19 protein-coding genes and 1 tRNA gene are annotated in these 15,422 nt (G+C 36.9%); 13 read left to right on the top strand and 7 right to left on the bottom strand.

The window, feature by feature from the left end; genetic code table 11:
• Positions 1-10: 10 nt before the first annotated feature.
• The 5 genes from SMAR_RS03565 to SMAR_RS03545 all read right to left on the bottom strand — a co-directional run bounded on the left by SMAR_RS03565 (position 11) and on the right by SMAR_RS03545 (position 6,046).
• On the bottom strand, positions 11-937 hold the full coding sequence (locus tag SMAR_RS03565) for an ABC transporter permease (protein ID WP_011838990.1): 927 nt from the start codon (positions 935-937) through the stop codon (positions 11-13).
• Positions 934-1,971 carry an ABC transporter permease gene (locus SMAR_RS03560; RefSeq protein ID WP_011838989.1) on the bottom strand — a complete coding sequence of 346 codons (1,038 nt, stop codon included), beginning with the start codon at positions 1,969-1,971 and terminating at the stop codon, positions 934-936. The genes SMAR_RS03565 and SMAR_RS03560 overlap by 4 nt, the downstream gene beginning before the upstream one ends.
• Complete coding sequence (locus SMAR_RS03555) at positions 1,964-3,475, bottom strand: ABC transporter ATP-binding protein (RefSeq protein WP_011838988.1); 1,512 nt, start codon at positions 3,473-3,475, stop codon at positions 1,964-1,966. Before SMAR_RS03555 ends, SMAR_RS03560 begins: the two co-directional genes overlap by 8 nt.
• A 139-nt stretch (positions 3,476-3,614) precedes the next feature.
• The gene (locus SMAR_RS03550) at positions 3,615-4,910 is read right to left on the bottom strand and encodes a BMP family lipoprotein (protein WP_244372482.1); all 1,296 of its coding nucleotides are present in this window, start codon (positions 4,908-4,910) and stop codon (positions 3,615-3,617) included.
• Positions 4,911-4,999: 89 nt separating this feature from the next.
• On the bottom strand, positions 5,000-6,046 hold the full coding sequence (locus tag SMAR_RS03545) for a radical SAM protein (protein ID WP_011838986.1): 1,047 nt from the start codon (positions 6,044-6,046) through the stop codon (positions 5,000-5,002).
• 339 nt (positions 6,047-6,385) lie between these two features.
• Here SMAR_RS03545 and SMAR_RS03540 point away from each other — a divergent pair, with 339 nt between their 5' ends.
• The 6 genes from SMAR_RS03540 to SMAR_RS03515 all read left to right on the top strand — a co-directional run bounded on the left by SMAR_RS03540 (position 6,386) and on the right by SMAR_RS03515 (position 9,766).
• Complete coding sequence (locus SMAR_RS03540) at positions 6,386-6,937, top strand: nucleotidyltransferase (protein WP_011838985.1); 552 nt, start codon at positions 6,386-6,388, stop codon at positions 6,935-6,937.
• A 114-nt stretch (positions 6,938-7,051) separates the two neighbouring features.
• On the top strand, positions 7,052-7,246 hold the full coding sequence (locus tag SMAR_RS03535; RefSeq protein WP_052833811.1) for a hypothetical protein: 195 nt from the start codon (positions 7,052-7,054) through the stop codon (positions 7,244-7,246).
• A 1-nt stretch (position 7,247) separates the two neighbouring features.
• On the top strand, positions 7,248-7,490 hold the full coding sequence (locus SMAR_RS03530; RefSeq protein WP_011838983.1) for a hypothetical protein: 243 nt from the start codon (positions 7,248-7,250) through the stop codon (positions 7,488-7,490).
• 11 nt (positions 7,491-7,501) lie between these two features.
• Positions 7,502-8,701 (top strand): sodium:solute symporter family protein, encoded by a 1,200-nt coding sequence (locus tag SMAR_RS03525; protein WP_244372500.1) that lies wholly within the window; start codon positions 7,502-7,504, stop codon positions 8,699-8,701.
• Positions 8,702-8,771: 70 nt separating this feature from the next.
• A complete protein-coding gene (locus tag SMAR_RS03520; protein ID WP_011838981.1) occupies positions 8,772-8,933 on the top strand; it encodes a 50S ribosomal protein L40e in 162 nt (53 codons plus the stop codon).
• A gap of 113 nt (positions 8,934-9,046) precedes the next feature.
• Complete coding sequence (locus tag SMAR_RS03515; protein WP_011838980.1) at positions 9,047-9,766, top strand: glycerophosphodiester phosphodiesterase; 720 nt, start codon at positions 9,047-9,049, stop codon at positions 9,764-9,766.
• A gap of 4 nt (positions 9,767-9,770) precedes the next feature.
• On the opposite strand, the gene SMAR_RS03510 is transcribed toward SMAR_RS03515, so the two are convergent.
• Complete coding sequence (locus tag SMAR_RS03510) at positions 9,771-10,409, bottom strand: pyroglutamyl-peptidase I family protein (protein WP_425277386.1); 639 nt, start codon at positions 10,407-10,409, stop codon at positions 9,771-9,773.
• A gap of 152 nt (positions 10,410-10,561) precedes the next feature.
• On the opposite strand from SMAR_RS03510, the gene SMAR_RS03505 reads away from it, so the two are divergent.
• The 4 genes from SMAR_RS03505 to SMAR_RS03490 all read left to right on the top strand — a co-directional run bounded on the left by SMAR_RS03505 (position 10,562) and on the right by SMAR_RS03490 (position 12,859).
• A tRNA-His gene (locus SMAR_RS03505) sits at positions 10,562-10,671 on the top strand.
• A gap of 183 nt (positions 10,672-10,854) precedes the next feature.
• Positions 10,855-12,111: an aminotransferase class V-fold PLP-dependent enzyme gene (locus SMAR_RS03500; protein ID WP_011838978.1), complete on the top strand. Its 1,257-nt coding sequence runs from the start codon at positions 10,855-10,857 to the stop codon at positions 12,109-12,111.
• A complete protein-coding gene (locus SMAR_RS03495; RefSeq protein WP_052833810.1) occupies positions 12,104-12,334 on the top strand; it encodes a hypothetical protein in 231 nt (76 codons plus the stop codon). Before SMAR_RS03500 ends, SMAR_RS03495 begins: the two co-directional genes overlap by 8 nt.
• A gap of 147 nt (positions 12,335-12,481) precedes the next feature.
• Positions 12,482-12,859 carry a transcriptional regulator gene (locus SMAR_RS03490; RefSeq protein WP_011838977.1) on the top strand — a complete coding sequence of 126 codons (378 nt, stop codon included), beginning with the start codon at positions 12,482-12,484 and terminating at the stop codon, positions 12,857-12,859.
• Positions 12,860-12,869: 10 nt separating this feature from the next.
• Here SMAR_RS03490 and SMAR_RS03485 read toward each other — a convergent pair whose 3' ends face one another.
• Positions 12,870-13,817 carry a PLP-dependent cysteine synthase family protein gene (locus SMAR_RS03485; protein WP_011838976.1) on the bottom strand — a complete coding sequence of 316 codons (948 nt, stop codon included), beginning with the start codon at positions 13,815-13,817 and terminating at the stop codon, positions 12,870-12,872.
• Positions 13,818-14,417: 600 nt separating this feature from the next.
• Here SMAR_RS03485 and SMAR_RS08690 point away from each other — a divergent pair.
• The 3 genes from SMAR_RS08690 (at position 14,418) to SMAR_RS08390 (ending at position 15,384) form a co-directional block, all read left to right on the top strand.
• Positions 14,418-14,543 (top strand): hypothetical protein, encoded by a 126-nt coding sequence (locus SMAR_RS08690; protein ID WP_280097293.1) that lies wholly within the window; start codon positions 14,418-14,420, stop codon positions 14,541-14,543.
• A gap of 86 nt (positions 14,544-14,629) precedes the next feature.
• Entirely contained in the window at positions 14,630-14,860 is a 231-nt protein-coding gene (locus tag SMAR_RS08730; protein ID WP_212577004.1) for a type II toxin-antitoxin system VapC family toxin, read from the top strand.
• Between the two features lie 329 nt (positions 14,861-15,189).
• Positions 15,190-15,384 (top strand): hypothetical protein, encoded by a 195-nt coding sequence (locus SMAR_RS08390; RefSeq protein WP_148676739.1) that lies wholly within the window; start codon positions 15,190-15,192, stop codon positions 15,382-15,384.
• Positions 15,385-15,422: the final 38 nt, after the last annotated feature.

The following is a 15,422-nucleotide window of genomic DNA, read 5'->3' as shown; positions in this document are numbered from 1 at the left end:
TTTTACCGCTCTATTCTTTAATATATGGTTTTCCAAGTGCTCTAGGCATTTTGACACGCTTCATTATTGCTGCCACTATAACTAGTGTTGCAATATATGGTATTGTTAGGAACAGGTTTGCTTCAGCAGTAAATTGTTGTCCTGTTATACTTTGTATTTTTAATGGTAAATACGTTGATAAGGCATCGAAGAACCCGAATATGAAAGCACCTAGAATAGCCATTAACGGGTTCCAGTTAGAGAATGCAACTATTGCTAAAGCTATAAAGCCTCTGCCAGCAGATATTGTTTTAATAAATGATCCAAGCCATCCTACAACTAGGAATGCACCACCTATACCTGTAAGTGTACCGCCAATTACTGTAGCATAGAATCTTGTCCTGAAAACATTTACACCCATAGCTTCAGCTGCTCTAGGCTCCTCACCACATGCTCTAAGCCTTAATCCCCACTTAGTCTTCTCTAGAAACCACCAAGCAATAATACCTACGAGTATAGCTAGTAACGCTAAAGGCGGAATTGTTAATACAGTATTTTTAGCCATAGATAACTGTATGTTTTGCATCTTATTCACAGTAGGACTGCTAGAATAGCTTCCCCATAACCCTATCATTCCAAGAACACTTATACCATAAGCAAAACTATTGAATCCAACACCAGCAATTATTTGGTCACCACGCAGATAAACACTTATGATCCCGTGGAGAACCCCTGCTAATAAACCAATAAATGCTCCAATCGATAATCCAAGCAATGGATTATTACCTAACACTAGAGTTGCAACAGCTGCTGAGAAACTTGATACAATAAATATTCCTTCTAACCCGATATTAACAACTCCAGCCTTCTCAGTAATTATCTCTCCTGTTGCAGCTAATAGTATAGGTGTCATAGAGAATAATGTAGCTGATAAAAGATTAATAACGTCCTCAATCATTTTCCTCTCCCCCCAAAATACCTTATGAGAACCCTATAAGCGTATGGAGCTGATAAGGCAATCACAATTGTACCGGTAATTGCATCAGATAACATGGGTGGAGCACCTGTTTTTAATTCAACGAATTGCCCACCAATTATTAGTCCGGCGAAGAATAGAGCAGAAAACACTATGCCTATTGGATGATTCCTGCCGAGCAAACCAACACCGATACCGGTGAATCCTAATCCATATAGAGTCGACATTGTTACATCTATGCTGCGGCTAACAGCTAATACTAGTAATGCTCCACCATACCCTGCCATTCCTCCTCCTATAAGCATTGAGTATAGAATAGATGTTATAGGGTTGAAACCAGCATACTTAGCTGATCTAGGAGATAAACCTGATACTCTCATCTTATATCCTATATCAGTATAGTATAATAGATAATAAATTATCACAACACCTATTATTCCAAGTAAAAACCCTATCCACGGCGATAACTGTGCCGAGGGAGGAACTTCGACGCTTTGTTGAGGCAGTACAGGATTTGCAAAATACTTTATGACTAGGTAAATAATTGTATAGTATGCTATCCAGTTAAGCATTATAGCTGTGATTACCTCATTTATTCCCCTATATATTCTAAGCACAGCTATTAACCCGCCCCATAAAGCACCAGCTATGAACCCAGCTATAATAGCTAAGAACCAGTTACCAGTATAGTATGCAGTCAATAAACCAGCTAATGCTCCAAGATATAGTTGGCTTTCACCACCAATATTAAATACACCCGCTAATAATGGAATGGAAAATGCTAGACCAGTCATTATCAAAGGTGTTGCCTTAGCAATCAAATATACTGGGTCAGAGTATCCATAACTTATCATTATCGAGAACGCTCTCGAAGGATCATATCCTAGACCCCACAATACTAATCCAGCGACTAAGAAGCCTATTAGAGCCGATAAAATTATTTCCAACGCTCCAATTATGTAATCTGCCCATTTAATACGTATTTTCTCGATGAAACGACTTAGTAGATTAGCCATGAACACCACCCATTAACAAGCCCAGTCTCTCAAGTGTAAACTCTTCAGGCTTACCTACAGCCATGATTTTACCTTCATATATAACAGCTATCCGATCACTTAACTGAAGAATCTCATCTAGATCAGTCGATATCAATAAAACTGCTTTACCACGGTCTCGTAGCGAGAGAAGAGTTTTCCTAATAAACTCTGTTGCTGCAACATCTAATCCCTGCGTAGGCTCTGCAACAATGAAAACCTTAGGTTCACGAACAATCTCTCTGCCAACCATTACTTTCTGTTGATTACCGCCGCTCAAGTACTTAATCGGAGCATTAATACTTGGCGCAACTACTTCAAGCTTCCTAACCACTTCATCTGCAATACTTGAAGCCTTTCCCCAACTTATCATTCTAAACTTTCTACTTAGTACTCTATACAGATTTGTGAGAACAACGTTTTCAACAATGCTCATTTCTCCTATAAGGCCAATTTTTCTAGAATCAGGAACATATGCGATACCGATCTTATATCTATTATATGCATCTAGATTCGTGACATCTTTCCCATCGAAAACTATTTTTCCACGAACAACAGGCCTTATACCAGCAACAGCTTCAGCAAGTTCTCTCTGCCCATTACCTTGAACGCCGGCTAACCCAAGTATTTCTCCCTCTCTAATCGCTAACGAAACACCTTTTACAGCAGGTAATCCTCTATCATCATTAACATATAGATCGTTGATTACTAGAGTCTCCCTACCATACTTGCCTGGTTTCTTCTCAATTTTAAACACTACTTCTCTCTGAACCATCATTCTAGCAAGTGTTTTTTCATCAACCTTACTTGTTTCTACTGTTCCAACAACTTTTCCTCTTCTAAGAACAGTTATTCGATCAGTAATCTCCAATACTTCTTTGAGTTTATGAGTAATAAAAATAATTGTTATGCCCATAGATTTCATCTTTTTCAATGCTTTGAATAATTCGCGTACCTCTATAGGCGTCAATACACTAGTGGGTTCGTCGAGAATAAGTATTTTAGCGTCTCGAATCAATGCTTTTATTATTTCTACTCTTTGTTGAACACCTATAGGCAGATCTTCTATGACTTCATTAAACGGTATCTTTAAACCTGTAGCTTCTATAGCTTTTTTAGCTTTTTCAATTGCTTCATTTATAGTTGCTTTCGGATTTATACTAAGTAGGCTCAGATACAGGTTTTCTTCGACAGTAAATGTGGGGACAAGTGTAAAGTGTTGATAAACCATTCCTATACCTTTCGCTATAGCATCCCATGGACCATGGAAACTTACTTCTTCACCGAAAACCTTTATCTTTCCTCTAGTAGGCTTTATTTCACCATATAATATTCTCATAAGAGTGGTTTTCCCGGCACCATTTTCGCCGAGCAAACCATGTATTTCTCCTTTTTTAACTCTAAAATCAACTCCTTTTAAAGCAACTACTCCATCAGGATATACTTTATGAATATCCTCCATCTCCACAGCATATTTTTCAGACATATCTATGCATCAAACCTCCTTAGATCGAAATTTAAACAATAATTTAACCGGGTAATCACTTAAATTACAAGGTATAAGTATTTAATGAAGTGAGAATAAAAATATTTTATTGAGTATTTTAATTGGATGAGAAGACTTCTTAGCTAACACTTCCCTTCTCCAGTGCTGCATTTAAGTTTCCTTGCAAGAGCTCTTGGATAATATGATCATATTCCTCATGTGTCTGCGGGGTCTTAAACACTATTTCGCCATTCTTAATCTTCTGTTCTAAGTCATTGACTAGATTCCATGCATACTGGGGTATGTACTTGTGTCTCGTCTGGTTAACTATTCTAACAACGTCATCAGGAGTTAGTCCCTTTGGTAGCTTGCCCTCATTGTATGCTATTTTAGCAAAATATTTAACACCGTCCAGATCCCAGATTCCTACACCGCCCTCTTTAAGTCCTAGTGTATGTATTCCTCCTTTCCATGTTCCATCAACAACCATTTTTATAACAGTATATACTGCGACATCTACTCTTTTAGCACCGCTTAATGGTATATAGTTTGGATTATACCATTCCTGGCTAGCATCTTGTCCTATAGCAAAGGCTTTACCATATCCTTTCTCGTTCCAATCAATAACTGCGTCAAACATTCCTAGATGTGTGAGACCGGCTACTCCATATAGGACTTTTGCTCCTTGTTGCAGCATCTGCATCGCGGTCTGGTATCCTTTTTGTGGATCAGTAAATGTGCCTGTGTATTGCCAGAGAAAGTTTACTTTCTTACCCGTCTTCATCTCAAAATATTTTACTCCGAATAGGTATCCTATATGGAACTTCCATAATGGAGGAATATCCATTCCAGCAACAGCACCAACTGTTGATCCGTTTAATTGATATGCCATCGCAGATGCTAGTATTCCTATAAGGCTTGCACATTCTTGTTCGCGGAAAAGCATGTCTACCTCATTGTTTCTCACAACACCTGTTGTGGAATCTATTAATGCATATTTTTGATCAGGATACTTGTCGGCGGTCTTATTTAATGGATCGGTCCATAGGAAGCCTATGAGAATTATAACGTCGTATTCGTGGCTCTTACTTAGTTGTTCTAGGAGTGGCTGCATATCATTTAGTGATTTAGGAGTTAAATATTCTACATCAACACCGAGCTCCTGCTTAGCTCTCTCTGCTCCAAGATATGCCATATCATTAAAGCTTAGATCTCCTCTTCCACCAACATCAAATACCACTGCAACCTTGATCTTTTTAGCTTGTTGAGTAGTTGTAGTTGTAGCTGTAGTTGTAGTAGGCGTTGTTGATTGTGTGGTTGTTGTTTTGGTAGTTTGCGGAGCCGTTTGTGTGGTATAATAGTATACTCCAGCTAATGCTATAGCAATTATAACTACTATTAAAATAGCCATACCCATACGTGTTATAGCTTTCAAACCATAACCCTCTTCTACGGCTTTGTATACTTTTACATATATGTACCTAGAACACATAAATCTATCGATTTGGTTTACATGTATTTATTTTACTTATGTATATATTCTCCATAGATATTGATCTTGTATCCGCATCTGGGACAACGATGATCTTTTGTCAGATTCCACTTGATAACTCTATAGTTTCTTCTAACAATTAATACTTTACCACATCTAGGACATCGTGTATACTCGTATTCTTCGTATGGAGTATTCCCTATATACACGTAATCTATTCCAGCTTTCTCCGCTTCACGCTTGATCTCTACTAGTTTGGATATATTCGTCGGGGGTTCATAGTATTTGTTTGCTGGATAATACCTGTTAATATGTAATGGAACATTTTCCCCTAGATATTTAAGGTGATTATCAATTATCCATTCATAACATTCTCTCCAATCATTAGCTTTCGGAACAACTAGGTAAACCATTTCCGCATGACCGCCGTGATCCAGTATTGTTTTTGTATTCCTATATATTATGAGCGGGTTAGCTGATAGATACTTTTTATATGTATAGGGGCAACCTTTGATATCAATGCTGAACCCTGTGTAGCCGTGTCTTAACAAGTATTTAATTGTTTTAAGAGTCATATACCCATTTGTTACCATGGTCAAATATAATCCTTGTTTAACAGCATATTCGCCTACGTCGAGGAGATATTCTAAATGAATAGTTGGTTCATTAAAACTTGCACATAACCCGTGATTTTTTAGTTTCTTAGCTAGCTCAACTAGTTTTCTCGGCTCCATATAGATTGATTTATCTGGGTCTGGCTTACTCCAACTAATGTGGTAATTCTGACACCATGGGCAACGAAAATTGCATCCCCAACCAGAAAACGTTAATGCTATACTATTAGGGTAGTAGTGAAATAATGGCTTGATCTCTATAGGTCTAGGCTCAACAGCACTGAGCAATCCATACGCTATATTATATAGTTTACCACCAATATTTTTATGATTCCAACAAATACCCGTTAATCCAGGCGCTAATACGCATCTTCTCTCACATACCGTGCACCTAATAATCTTCTTTTTCTCATCATATACTTCATAAAACGGGCTAGGCTTAACATATTCTTTCTCATAAACCATATTATCACATTTCTAATCCTCTAGTTTTCCCCACAACCAATATATTTTGATTTATAATTGTAAATATTATTTTAAGCAACTACCCATTCTTAAACTAGGAATTTTTAACCTCTTTATACTAAGGAAGCAATCGAGACCTTATATCAACTATTTAAAATCACACAGAATGCTCAACAATAGAATATTCGTAGACAGCGTAATGTGAGCTTAGTAGCCAAAATATATTTAGACAACGAGGGTTTCCAAAGATTCAAAATAGTTAAAATATACTAACAAATGAGTAGTTCATCAAAAATAGTATTATGTGCATTTATAAAAATAGGAGCGGAGGTGGTATGGTTGACTTATACTCTTGAGGATCTAGCAGTTGTTCTCGGCAAACTTAGTAGTTATGGGGTGAAGTTTGTTGTTATAGGTGATACTGTTGTACAGCTTGCTCTTAGAATTAAATTGTTCACGGGAGATGTTGATCTATTTGTTTATGAGCCTAGCCCCTTGGTGGAGGAGGATTTCTACCGTGAAATAGTTGAGAAGGAGAACTGGGGTATTTCGACAACTGAGCTAGGAACACCTAGGATCATTGCTCGTGTCGGTGAGAAAGAAATTATTGTGGAGCTATACGAGAACTTCATGGATATAGAGATACCTGAGGAAATACTTGGCCAAGCTAGAACAATTAATGTTAAAGGTGTAAAAGTGAGGGTTCTTAGACCCGAGCACTACTTTGTTCTGAAAGCACGGCAAGGTGTTGATCTTGATAAGCTTTCAGAATACTATAAGAAACTGGGCAGTCTTGATAAGAGGCTTCTCGAGAAATCTATTGAGGCATTCCCTGAAGAGGAACAATCGTTGATTCGCGAAAGATTATCATCGATCGGAATAAGTTTCTGATCGGGTCAGCGAAGAGTACATCATCGCTTCGGAATGCTCAGTTCCGCCGGAAAACCTCATCAATACATATATTTATTATCCATGGGTTTTTCTAATTTTATCATTGGTGAAACAATGAGTTCTCATAAGAACCCAGTTATTCTACTAATACTCGCTTACATTCCCGGCTTATTATTACCTTTGATAATGGAGTATTCTAGTGTTTCAGGCAACCCTGTTATTGCATGGTTATATATGTTGTTCTGGGTGATCTTCGTATTCATACTTTTGATCACAGCGTATCTTATAAGTCGAGAGAGGCGAGCCTAGCTTGGGGGTTGAGGAAATAATTTCTTTATCAATAATTTCTGGATGGTTAGCGATAACTTTTGGATACGGCTACATAGCTACTAGGAGAAGAGTTAGGGGAAAAGCGTCTGAATGGTTTGTTGCTGGGAGAAGACTTGGATTAATAATATTATGGCTTAGTCTTGGAGCAAATATTTATAGTTCATATACTTTCCTAGGTCTTCCAGGACTAGCTGGCGTGAGGGTTTTAGTGTTTGGGCTATAACATTGTATGGTATGATTAGTTATCTCATAGGGTTCTGGCTAATACCACGGCTTTGGCGCGATGCTAAGGAGAGGGGTTGGTTAACTCTTGCTGATGCCTTCAGAGACCTCTATAATTCACGTTTTGTTGCTGGATTTGTTGCTTTAACGGGTGCTTTGTGGAGTATACCATATGTTCAGCTCCAAATCCAGGGGATGGGTTATATTATTGAGGTTTCAGGTTATGGATACATAGATCCTTTAACAGCTAAAGTAGTGGCTTTCACATTACTAGCAATATTTGTGATCATAGGTGGACTAGTCAGTGTTGCAAGCATTAATGCGTTGCAAGGAGCAATAATGCTTATAGCAATATGGTTTATAGGAATTGTTTCGCCAATAGTTGCTTTCGGCGGAATAGACAAGTTATTCAATACCTTAACAAGCTATAATCCACCTCCAAGTGCTAAGTTTCACTTATATCCTACAACTAGTGATCTATACTTTCTATACTCGATAATCCTTATTGCACCAATGGCTTTCTGGCTTTGGCCTAACCGTGTTCAAAACATTTTCGGCGCTAGAGATGAGGAAACTGTTAAGAGAAACATGGTTTTAGTTGGGATCTACCAGTTGAGCCAAATACCAGCTATTCTTGTTGGCTTAACTGCTGTGGGCTTAGTTGCTAAGGGATTACTAAATGTTCCTATACATGTAAAGGAATATGCTGATCAAAGCTTCATGCTTGTAGCTAGAACCCTCTTTAACCCATTCATAGTTGGATTAATTGGTGCTGGAGCATTGGCTGCTTCAATATCTACTGCTGCAGCAATTCTCCACGTATCTGGTGCGTTGTTTTCAAAGAATATTGTATTCGCCAAAAACGAGAAACAACTACTAATATATGCTAGATTATTCACATGCTTGATCGCGTTGATAAGCCTTATACTAGCAATATATGCTCCCGGAGCATTAATTTATTTATTACTTGTAGGATATGCTGGAATAGTACAGTTTTTCCCAGAATACATTATAGCGTTGAAGAAGCCTGGATTAATAGATAAATATACTGCTGTAACAGCAATGTCTGCTGGAATGATAGTGGTTGGATATGTGAAATATTATTATGGGAGAATATGGAACATATATGAGGGACTCTGGGGATTACTTGCAAACCTACTAGTATTGAGCATAATGCTTTTAATCAAGAAACTTATAAAGGGTAAACAATAATAAAGCAATAAACGAGCCACAACATAATTGGGAAAGTAATAATAGGGAATAGTTTGGGGAGGAGATAATAATGCCTATAACGGACCCGGTAAAACTACAAATAGTATATAATAGAGTTCTAAACAAGAAGGTTTGCCGTAAATGTGGAGCATTAAACCCGCCCACAGCCACAAAGTGTAGGAGATGTAAGAGTAAGAATTTGAGGCCTAAGAAAGGCTTTAAACTAAAGTAGAATCATTCTATAAATCCTTCTAGCTAGCTTATCCTATGTTTTATTTATGTGAAGATATTTTACTCAGCAAGTACAGATTATATCGTAGATAAAACTTTTTCGAGGAACTTGTTTTGAGTATAATTGATCTCTTAAATATTAAGCCTTTCGCAGTTATTGGTCATAGAGGAGCTGCTGGTAGGTATCCTGAGAATACTTTGAAATCAATAGAGTATGTTATTGGTTTGGGTGTTGAAATAGTTGAGGTAGATGTTAGGGCTACGAGGGATGGGGAAATAATTGTTTTCCACGACCCCGATCTTAAGAGATTATTTGGAATAAATAAATCTATTAATGAACTGGATTATTCATGGATAAGAAATAATTTGAGGCTTGATAGTGAACACATACCTTTACTGAGCGAAGTTTTAGAGCTTGTTAAGGATCGTGTTGGCTTATTTGTTGAGATAAAGGAGCCAAATATTACTCGTAGAGTAGTGGAGCTCATCAATAAATATAACATGGTAAATAATGTAGCAATCATTAGCTTTCATGATGAAGCACTTGTAAAAGCTAAACAATTGATTCCAAACATTGTTACTGGACTAATATATTTTAAGCCTCCCGGTAGATTATTTGATGCTAAAAAACTCAGAGCAAATATTGTGCTTCCACGCTATAATATAGCATCATTAAAAGCTAATCAGCTAGCACATAAGCTTAAGCTCAAAGTAGTTGTTTGGACAGTTAATAATGAGAAACTAGTTTATGAAATGATTAGGAGAGAAGTGGATGGTATTGCTAGTGATTACCCAGACCTCTTAATAAATATTAGGAAGAAACTATCTAGCTAACTATTCACTTATCACTTATTTTAACCATATACTTTAAAACATCAACTACTAGTTGCTTCAACAAATCAATACTCCACATATTCACATATGTTCTACTAAGTCTATGCTTTAATATACCAACTGGTGGTATATGTATGAATAATGCTTTAGAATTATTCCTAGAAGCATACCTATAGATTGTATATGCTACAGCATTACATAAATAAAGCCCAGTAGTATTTGATGGTGCAACATCGTATCCCCTACTCCACAAATACTTTAATAAATCAAACAATTCTATTTGAACACTAATACTCAGAGGCGAATCACTATATAGCTTAGAAACAGTTTTCTCACCATCATGGTTTTCGAAACAAATATTAACAGCAGAAGCCTCCAACAACGGAACACTAGCAAGAGGGTGAAGACCAAGCCCAACAACACCAACAGGCCTAAGCTCCTCTAAGACCCTGTTAAGCCTCACTATACTAGAATAATCAACATCCAAAACAACACCACGAACACTACAATCCCCAACAACCACTCCATCAAGCAGAGAAGCAACAACACCAGAAGGATTAGGATAATACAAAACCCAACCACCCCTCCCACGATACCAATCAAAACCAGAAACAATAAACCAACAACCACCCAAACCAAACACCACCCCCCACCACATAAACAAGTCAAAAACATACTAAACTATAAAAACACCCCTAAACAAATAATAGAATACAGCAAAGGGCCCGGACTAAGAGCAAAAACGCGATGAAGAACCCAGGCCACAAAACCACAGCCCGGCAACCATTATAAGTGGCCCGGGTAGCTCAGCCGGTAGAGCGCCGGGCTGTGGACAAACCCCCAATGATAAAAGAGGGGAAAAGACAGAAACCCGGAGGTCCCGGGTTCAAATCCCGGCCCGGGCCCTTAAAATTAGTTTGGGGGCCCTCCTCTTTATTTATATAAAAACCGATTAGATGGTGGAGGGCTTGGTTCAATTATTCGTTAGCGAGAACACTATATGCTCACATTTGAGGAGGGCTGAAGGAACGGCATCGACATAAAATTTAATTTAGGCTAATATAGTATTATCTATAACGGTGTTATAGGTGACTACATCGCTTGACCCCTATCTAATAAGGAATGATTTTCCTTTGTTACATAGATATAATATAGTATACCTAGATAATGCTGCTACTACACAGAAACCCTATTATGTCATAAACGCCATTACCGATTATTATAGAGAATATAATGCTAACATACACAGGGGACTGTACGAATTAAGTGAGAAAAGTACAGAATTATATGAGGACACCAAGGAGTATGTTGCCAAATTCCTTAATGCTAGTTCCTGGGATGAAGTAATATATACAAGAAATGCTAGTGAGGCATTAAACATAATAGCATATTCTCTAGCATTTAGTTTTCTTAAACCAGGTGATGAAGTAATAACAACTATTATGGAGCACCATAGTAATCTTCTTCCATGGCTTAGGTTGAGCAAGACCTATGGGATAAAAGTTAAGATAGCTAAAGTTAGTGAGAGAGAAGGTGTTCTAGTAAAGCATATAGAAAACTTAATAACTGAAAGAACAAAGGTTATTGCATTTACCCATGCATCAAATGTTACAGGAGTAATAAACAGTGTAAAGAAAATAACTAGTCTAGCAAGAAAGAATAATATAATAACAGTATTGGATGCTGCCCAAAGCATACCACACTTAAGACTAGATGTTCGGGACCTAGGAATTGATTTTACAGTATTTAGTGCCCACAAGATCCTTGGGCCAATGGGTATTGGTGTAATATGGGGTAGAAGAGATTTACTCGAAAACATGATCCCAGTAATGCTGGGCGGGGATATGGTAAAGAATGTTACTTTGATCAACAGGGATACCATGGAAACTAAAGTAAAATACAATGACCTACCATGGAAATTTGAAGCAGGCACCCCCAATGTAGCTGGAGCCGTAGGATTAAAAGCCGCTCTTGAATACGTTAATAAAATAGGATATAATAACATAAGAAGTCATGAGATCATATTATCTAGGACTCTTATTAAGGAATTACAGGAAGCCTTTGGAGATCGCATCAGGATTATTGGCCCACTTGACCCTACCAAAAGAACAGGGCTTGTAGCATTTACTTTCAGAGATAATGTAAAACCTGAAGTAGTAGCAACATGGTTGGCGTCGAAGAATATTTGTGTTAGAGCAGGATTCCATTGCGCCGAACCTCTCCATGAATACCTTGGTTTGCTAGATGGTAGTGTTAGAGCAAGCTATTACATATACAATACCATGGAGGATATAGAAAAACTAGTTACTTCATTAAAGGAGCTTATGGTGAAGATATATGGTTGAAGTACTTGATCTAAGGGATCGGGGACCTGGGTGTACAGAACGACCTCTAGTTATTATAAATAAGAAGTTAAGGGAAGGATATAGTGAATTAAAAATTATTGTAAAACATAGTGATGCCCCTAGAGTAGTTCTAGAGATTTTATTGAGAAAGCTTGGATATTCTATAAAGGATTATGAAGATCATGGAGAATACTATGAAGTCTATGTCACAAAAAATACATAGGAACAAACTGTCATCATTTTTATTAAACATAACTAGAGACACTGAATAAAAACTACTTTATACAAGATCTTTGTTGATAAAGCAATAGTTCGTATAAACCATGATGTTTATAACAGTGTTATCTACTACAATTTATTTGGTGATATTTTGAAGTATTCTTATTGCGAAGTCTATGTTAAGAGAATTCTCCCAGCTATTAGAATATTAATTGCTAAGGAACTTCTTGAGAAATATGGGTATACGCAACTGGGGATCTCTAAGCTTCTTGGTGTTAGCCAGCCTTTTTTAAATTATTATATCAGTGGGAGAAGGAGGCCAAAATATATTGTTGTTCTTGAGAGGGATCCCTTAATTAGAGATATTGTAAAAAAAGAGGTTGATTGCTTAGTAAAGAGGAAATGTACTAATATTACTCCCTGTGATTTATGTACAGAACTAAGGATGAAGGGGATTGAAAGCATACTCAACTTACTAGGGATAAATCCTAAGGACATTATTTATCCAGAATGTATTTTCCAGGGATGATGATAGTTTATTAAACATTATTTGGATGCATCCTTAGGTAGTCTCCAAAGATCTCAAGGTATTTAAAGGAATCATCGGGAAACACCAGTATAAATACTCCTCTATCATATTCTTGTCTTATATGTTCATAGGCTGCAGCTACGGCTCCACTACTTAATCCAAGAAGTAATCCATCTTTTCTAGCTATTTTTAGTACTTGTTTAACTGCTTCCTCCTTTGTAATTTCAATAACTCTATCTACTTTGTCTTTGGAATACCATTTGGGATTTGTTTCTAGCCTCTTTATACCGGGTATAACACTTCCTTTTGCTGGCACTACACCTATTATCTTAACACTATTCCCATATTTTTCCTTAAAGTAAGTTGATATTCCGCCTATATGGCCAGATGTCCCGATTGAAGCTATTATAGCAGTAGGAGGTACTTTATTTATAACTTTTAATTGCTCCTCCAATTCTCTTGCAGTATACTTATAATGTACTTCAAAATTGTTGTCATTTGTAAATTGGTTAAGATTTAACGCATTATCCTTCTCTGCGGCGTTTCTTACATATTCGATAAACTCCTGGTTTATAGTTTCATACTCTGTGCGAATAACTTCCGCTCCAAGCATTTTAAGAAGAATTTCAGTTATCCTAGGTGTATTCTTTGGGATATATGCTCTAAACTTTATACCTAATAAATTTGATATACAAGCAAGAGCTATTCCGACATTACCTGATGTTGCCTCATACAATTTCTTGCATTCAATACACTCTTGGTAAGCCTTTACTACCATATTCCATACAGCACGATCTTTAATACTATGGCTGAAAGGATTGAAGTACTCTAGTTTTCCATAAACTTCCCTATCTTTGTCAGATAAGCTAGGAAGGAATACTAGAGGAGTAGGCCATATATGAGGTAGCATTTCCATAGGGTTACGGAACACTTTTAGTATAAACCTTTTCTCACTCAAAACATCCACCCGCTTATTTATAACACTGTTATTTATAGCAACAGCATTCTTAAATCTTTATCCCCAATAAATAATTTGAACTAGCTAGAATACATAATTAGTACACTAAAGAATATTAAGCAAAATAGTATCATATACCACTAAATCTTTCCCTTCAAAACATACATGGATAATCCTTAATATATAATATATAATTGAAAAATCTTTGAAAGAAGTATTTCTTTTATCCACAACACTACACTTAAATATTCGATCTCCATTTAGCCTGTTTCAGCCGATCTTACTCTCTTCTGGAATGCATATGTTTAATAAAGCCATAATGTAGAAGAAACAGGTTCTCATATAAAGAACCTTCCATAGATTATTTATGATTCTCCATTTGTATAGAATATAATGGTGAGCCTCTATGAATTATGGTATAGAGGTTAAAAAGGTGGATAAGCAGGGGAGATAGTCCTGCCACTAGATGGGAGGAGAAAGGAGCTGAGAGGAAATAATGAGGTCTTTATAGTGAAGGAAAGGGGGTTTTAAAGATAATGCCGAAGAGAAAGCCTGATCTTACTAAATATTTTGATAAAGTCGATTTAGGTGTGGATTTTATTGAGAAATGGGATGAATTTGAGAGGAAATTTTCTGAGATTTCTTGATGCAAACATATTTATCTATGCATTTTATAAGCCGAGAAAAGAGCCTAGTGAAAAAGCTAAGTGGATGAAGGAGGAATAGAAAATATTGAAGAGGATAAATGATGGAAAAGAAGAGGTATTAACAACAGTTGTGCACTTATCTGAAGTCATTAATTTCCTTAAGAAATTCATGGATCCGAGTCTCTACAGAATCTCTTCTTAGAACTTTACTCGCTTGAAGACCTCAAAATACTTAGTGTTTGCGCTGAAGAATATCTTGCAGCCATCTCCATGATGGCTGAAACTGGATTAGATGCAAACGATTGCTTAGCTCTCAAAATCATGAGAGATAAGGGAATCACGGAAATATACACATTCGACAAAGGCTTCGAACGATTTGTGAAGAGATTGCTCTAGAGGATCTATCTAAGCCTAGACCTTACTATAGAATGTCTTAAGCGGTGCTTGTGAGGCAGGTAAACCTACACTAAAGGGCTTAATGGGATCTAGTACTCAGGTATCTGCGGATGAAGGACTTTGTGTGGTCTGTGTGGAGCCCCGATCCAAGAAGGGGAAGCCCGTACAAACAACAATCAAAACAACCATAATATCCAAAAGATAAAGCACGGGCAACCACTAAAAGGATGGTTATGGATATGTTAAGATATGGGCTTAGCTGTTCAACCCATCAGAGAAGGCAACTAGGACGGTGTTCGAGTTCAAACTTGTAGATCTGGAGAGCAATAATGTGTGGCGGAGCTCAAAATACTTGTGGAGAAACAAGTCTTCTACTACTAAACACTACTCCTTGTAAAAGTGGAGCCCGAAAAATAATACATGTTCTACACATCATATCCTATAGGTGCATAGCTGGAAATACTGATAACAATACTAGTACTGCATCAACAGTGTTTATCGAATATAATATAAAATATTTATAGAAAATATTAGTTTCAATATAATTAGTTAACCTTATAAC

This window comes from Staphylothermus marinus F1 (assembly GCF_000015945.1).
Lineage (GTDB): Archaea > Thermoproteota > Thermoprotei_A > Sulfolobales > Desulfurococcaceae > Staphylothermus > Staphylothermus marinus.
The sequence above is the reverse complement of the archived record's forward strand: the minus strand, read 5'-3'. Positions and strand labels throughout refer to the sequence as shown.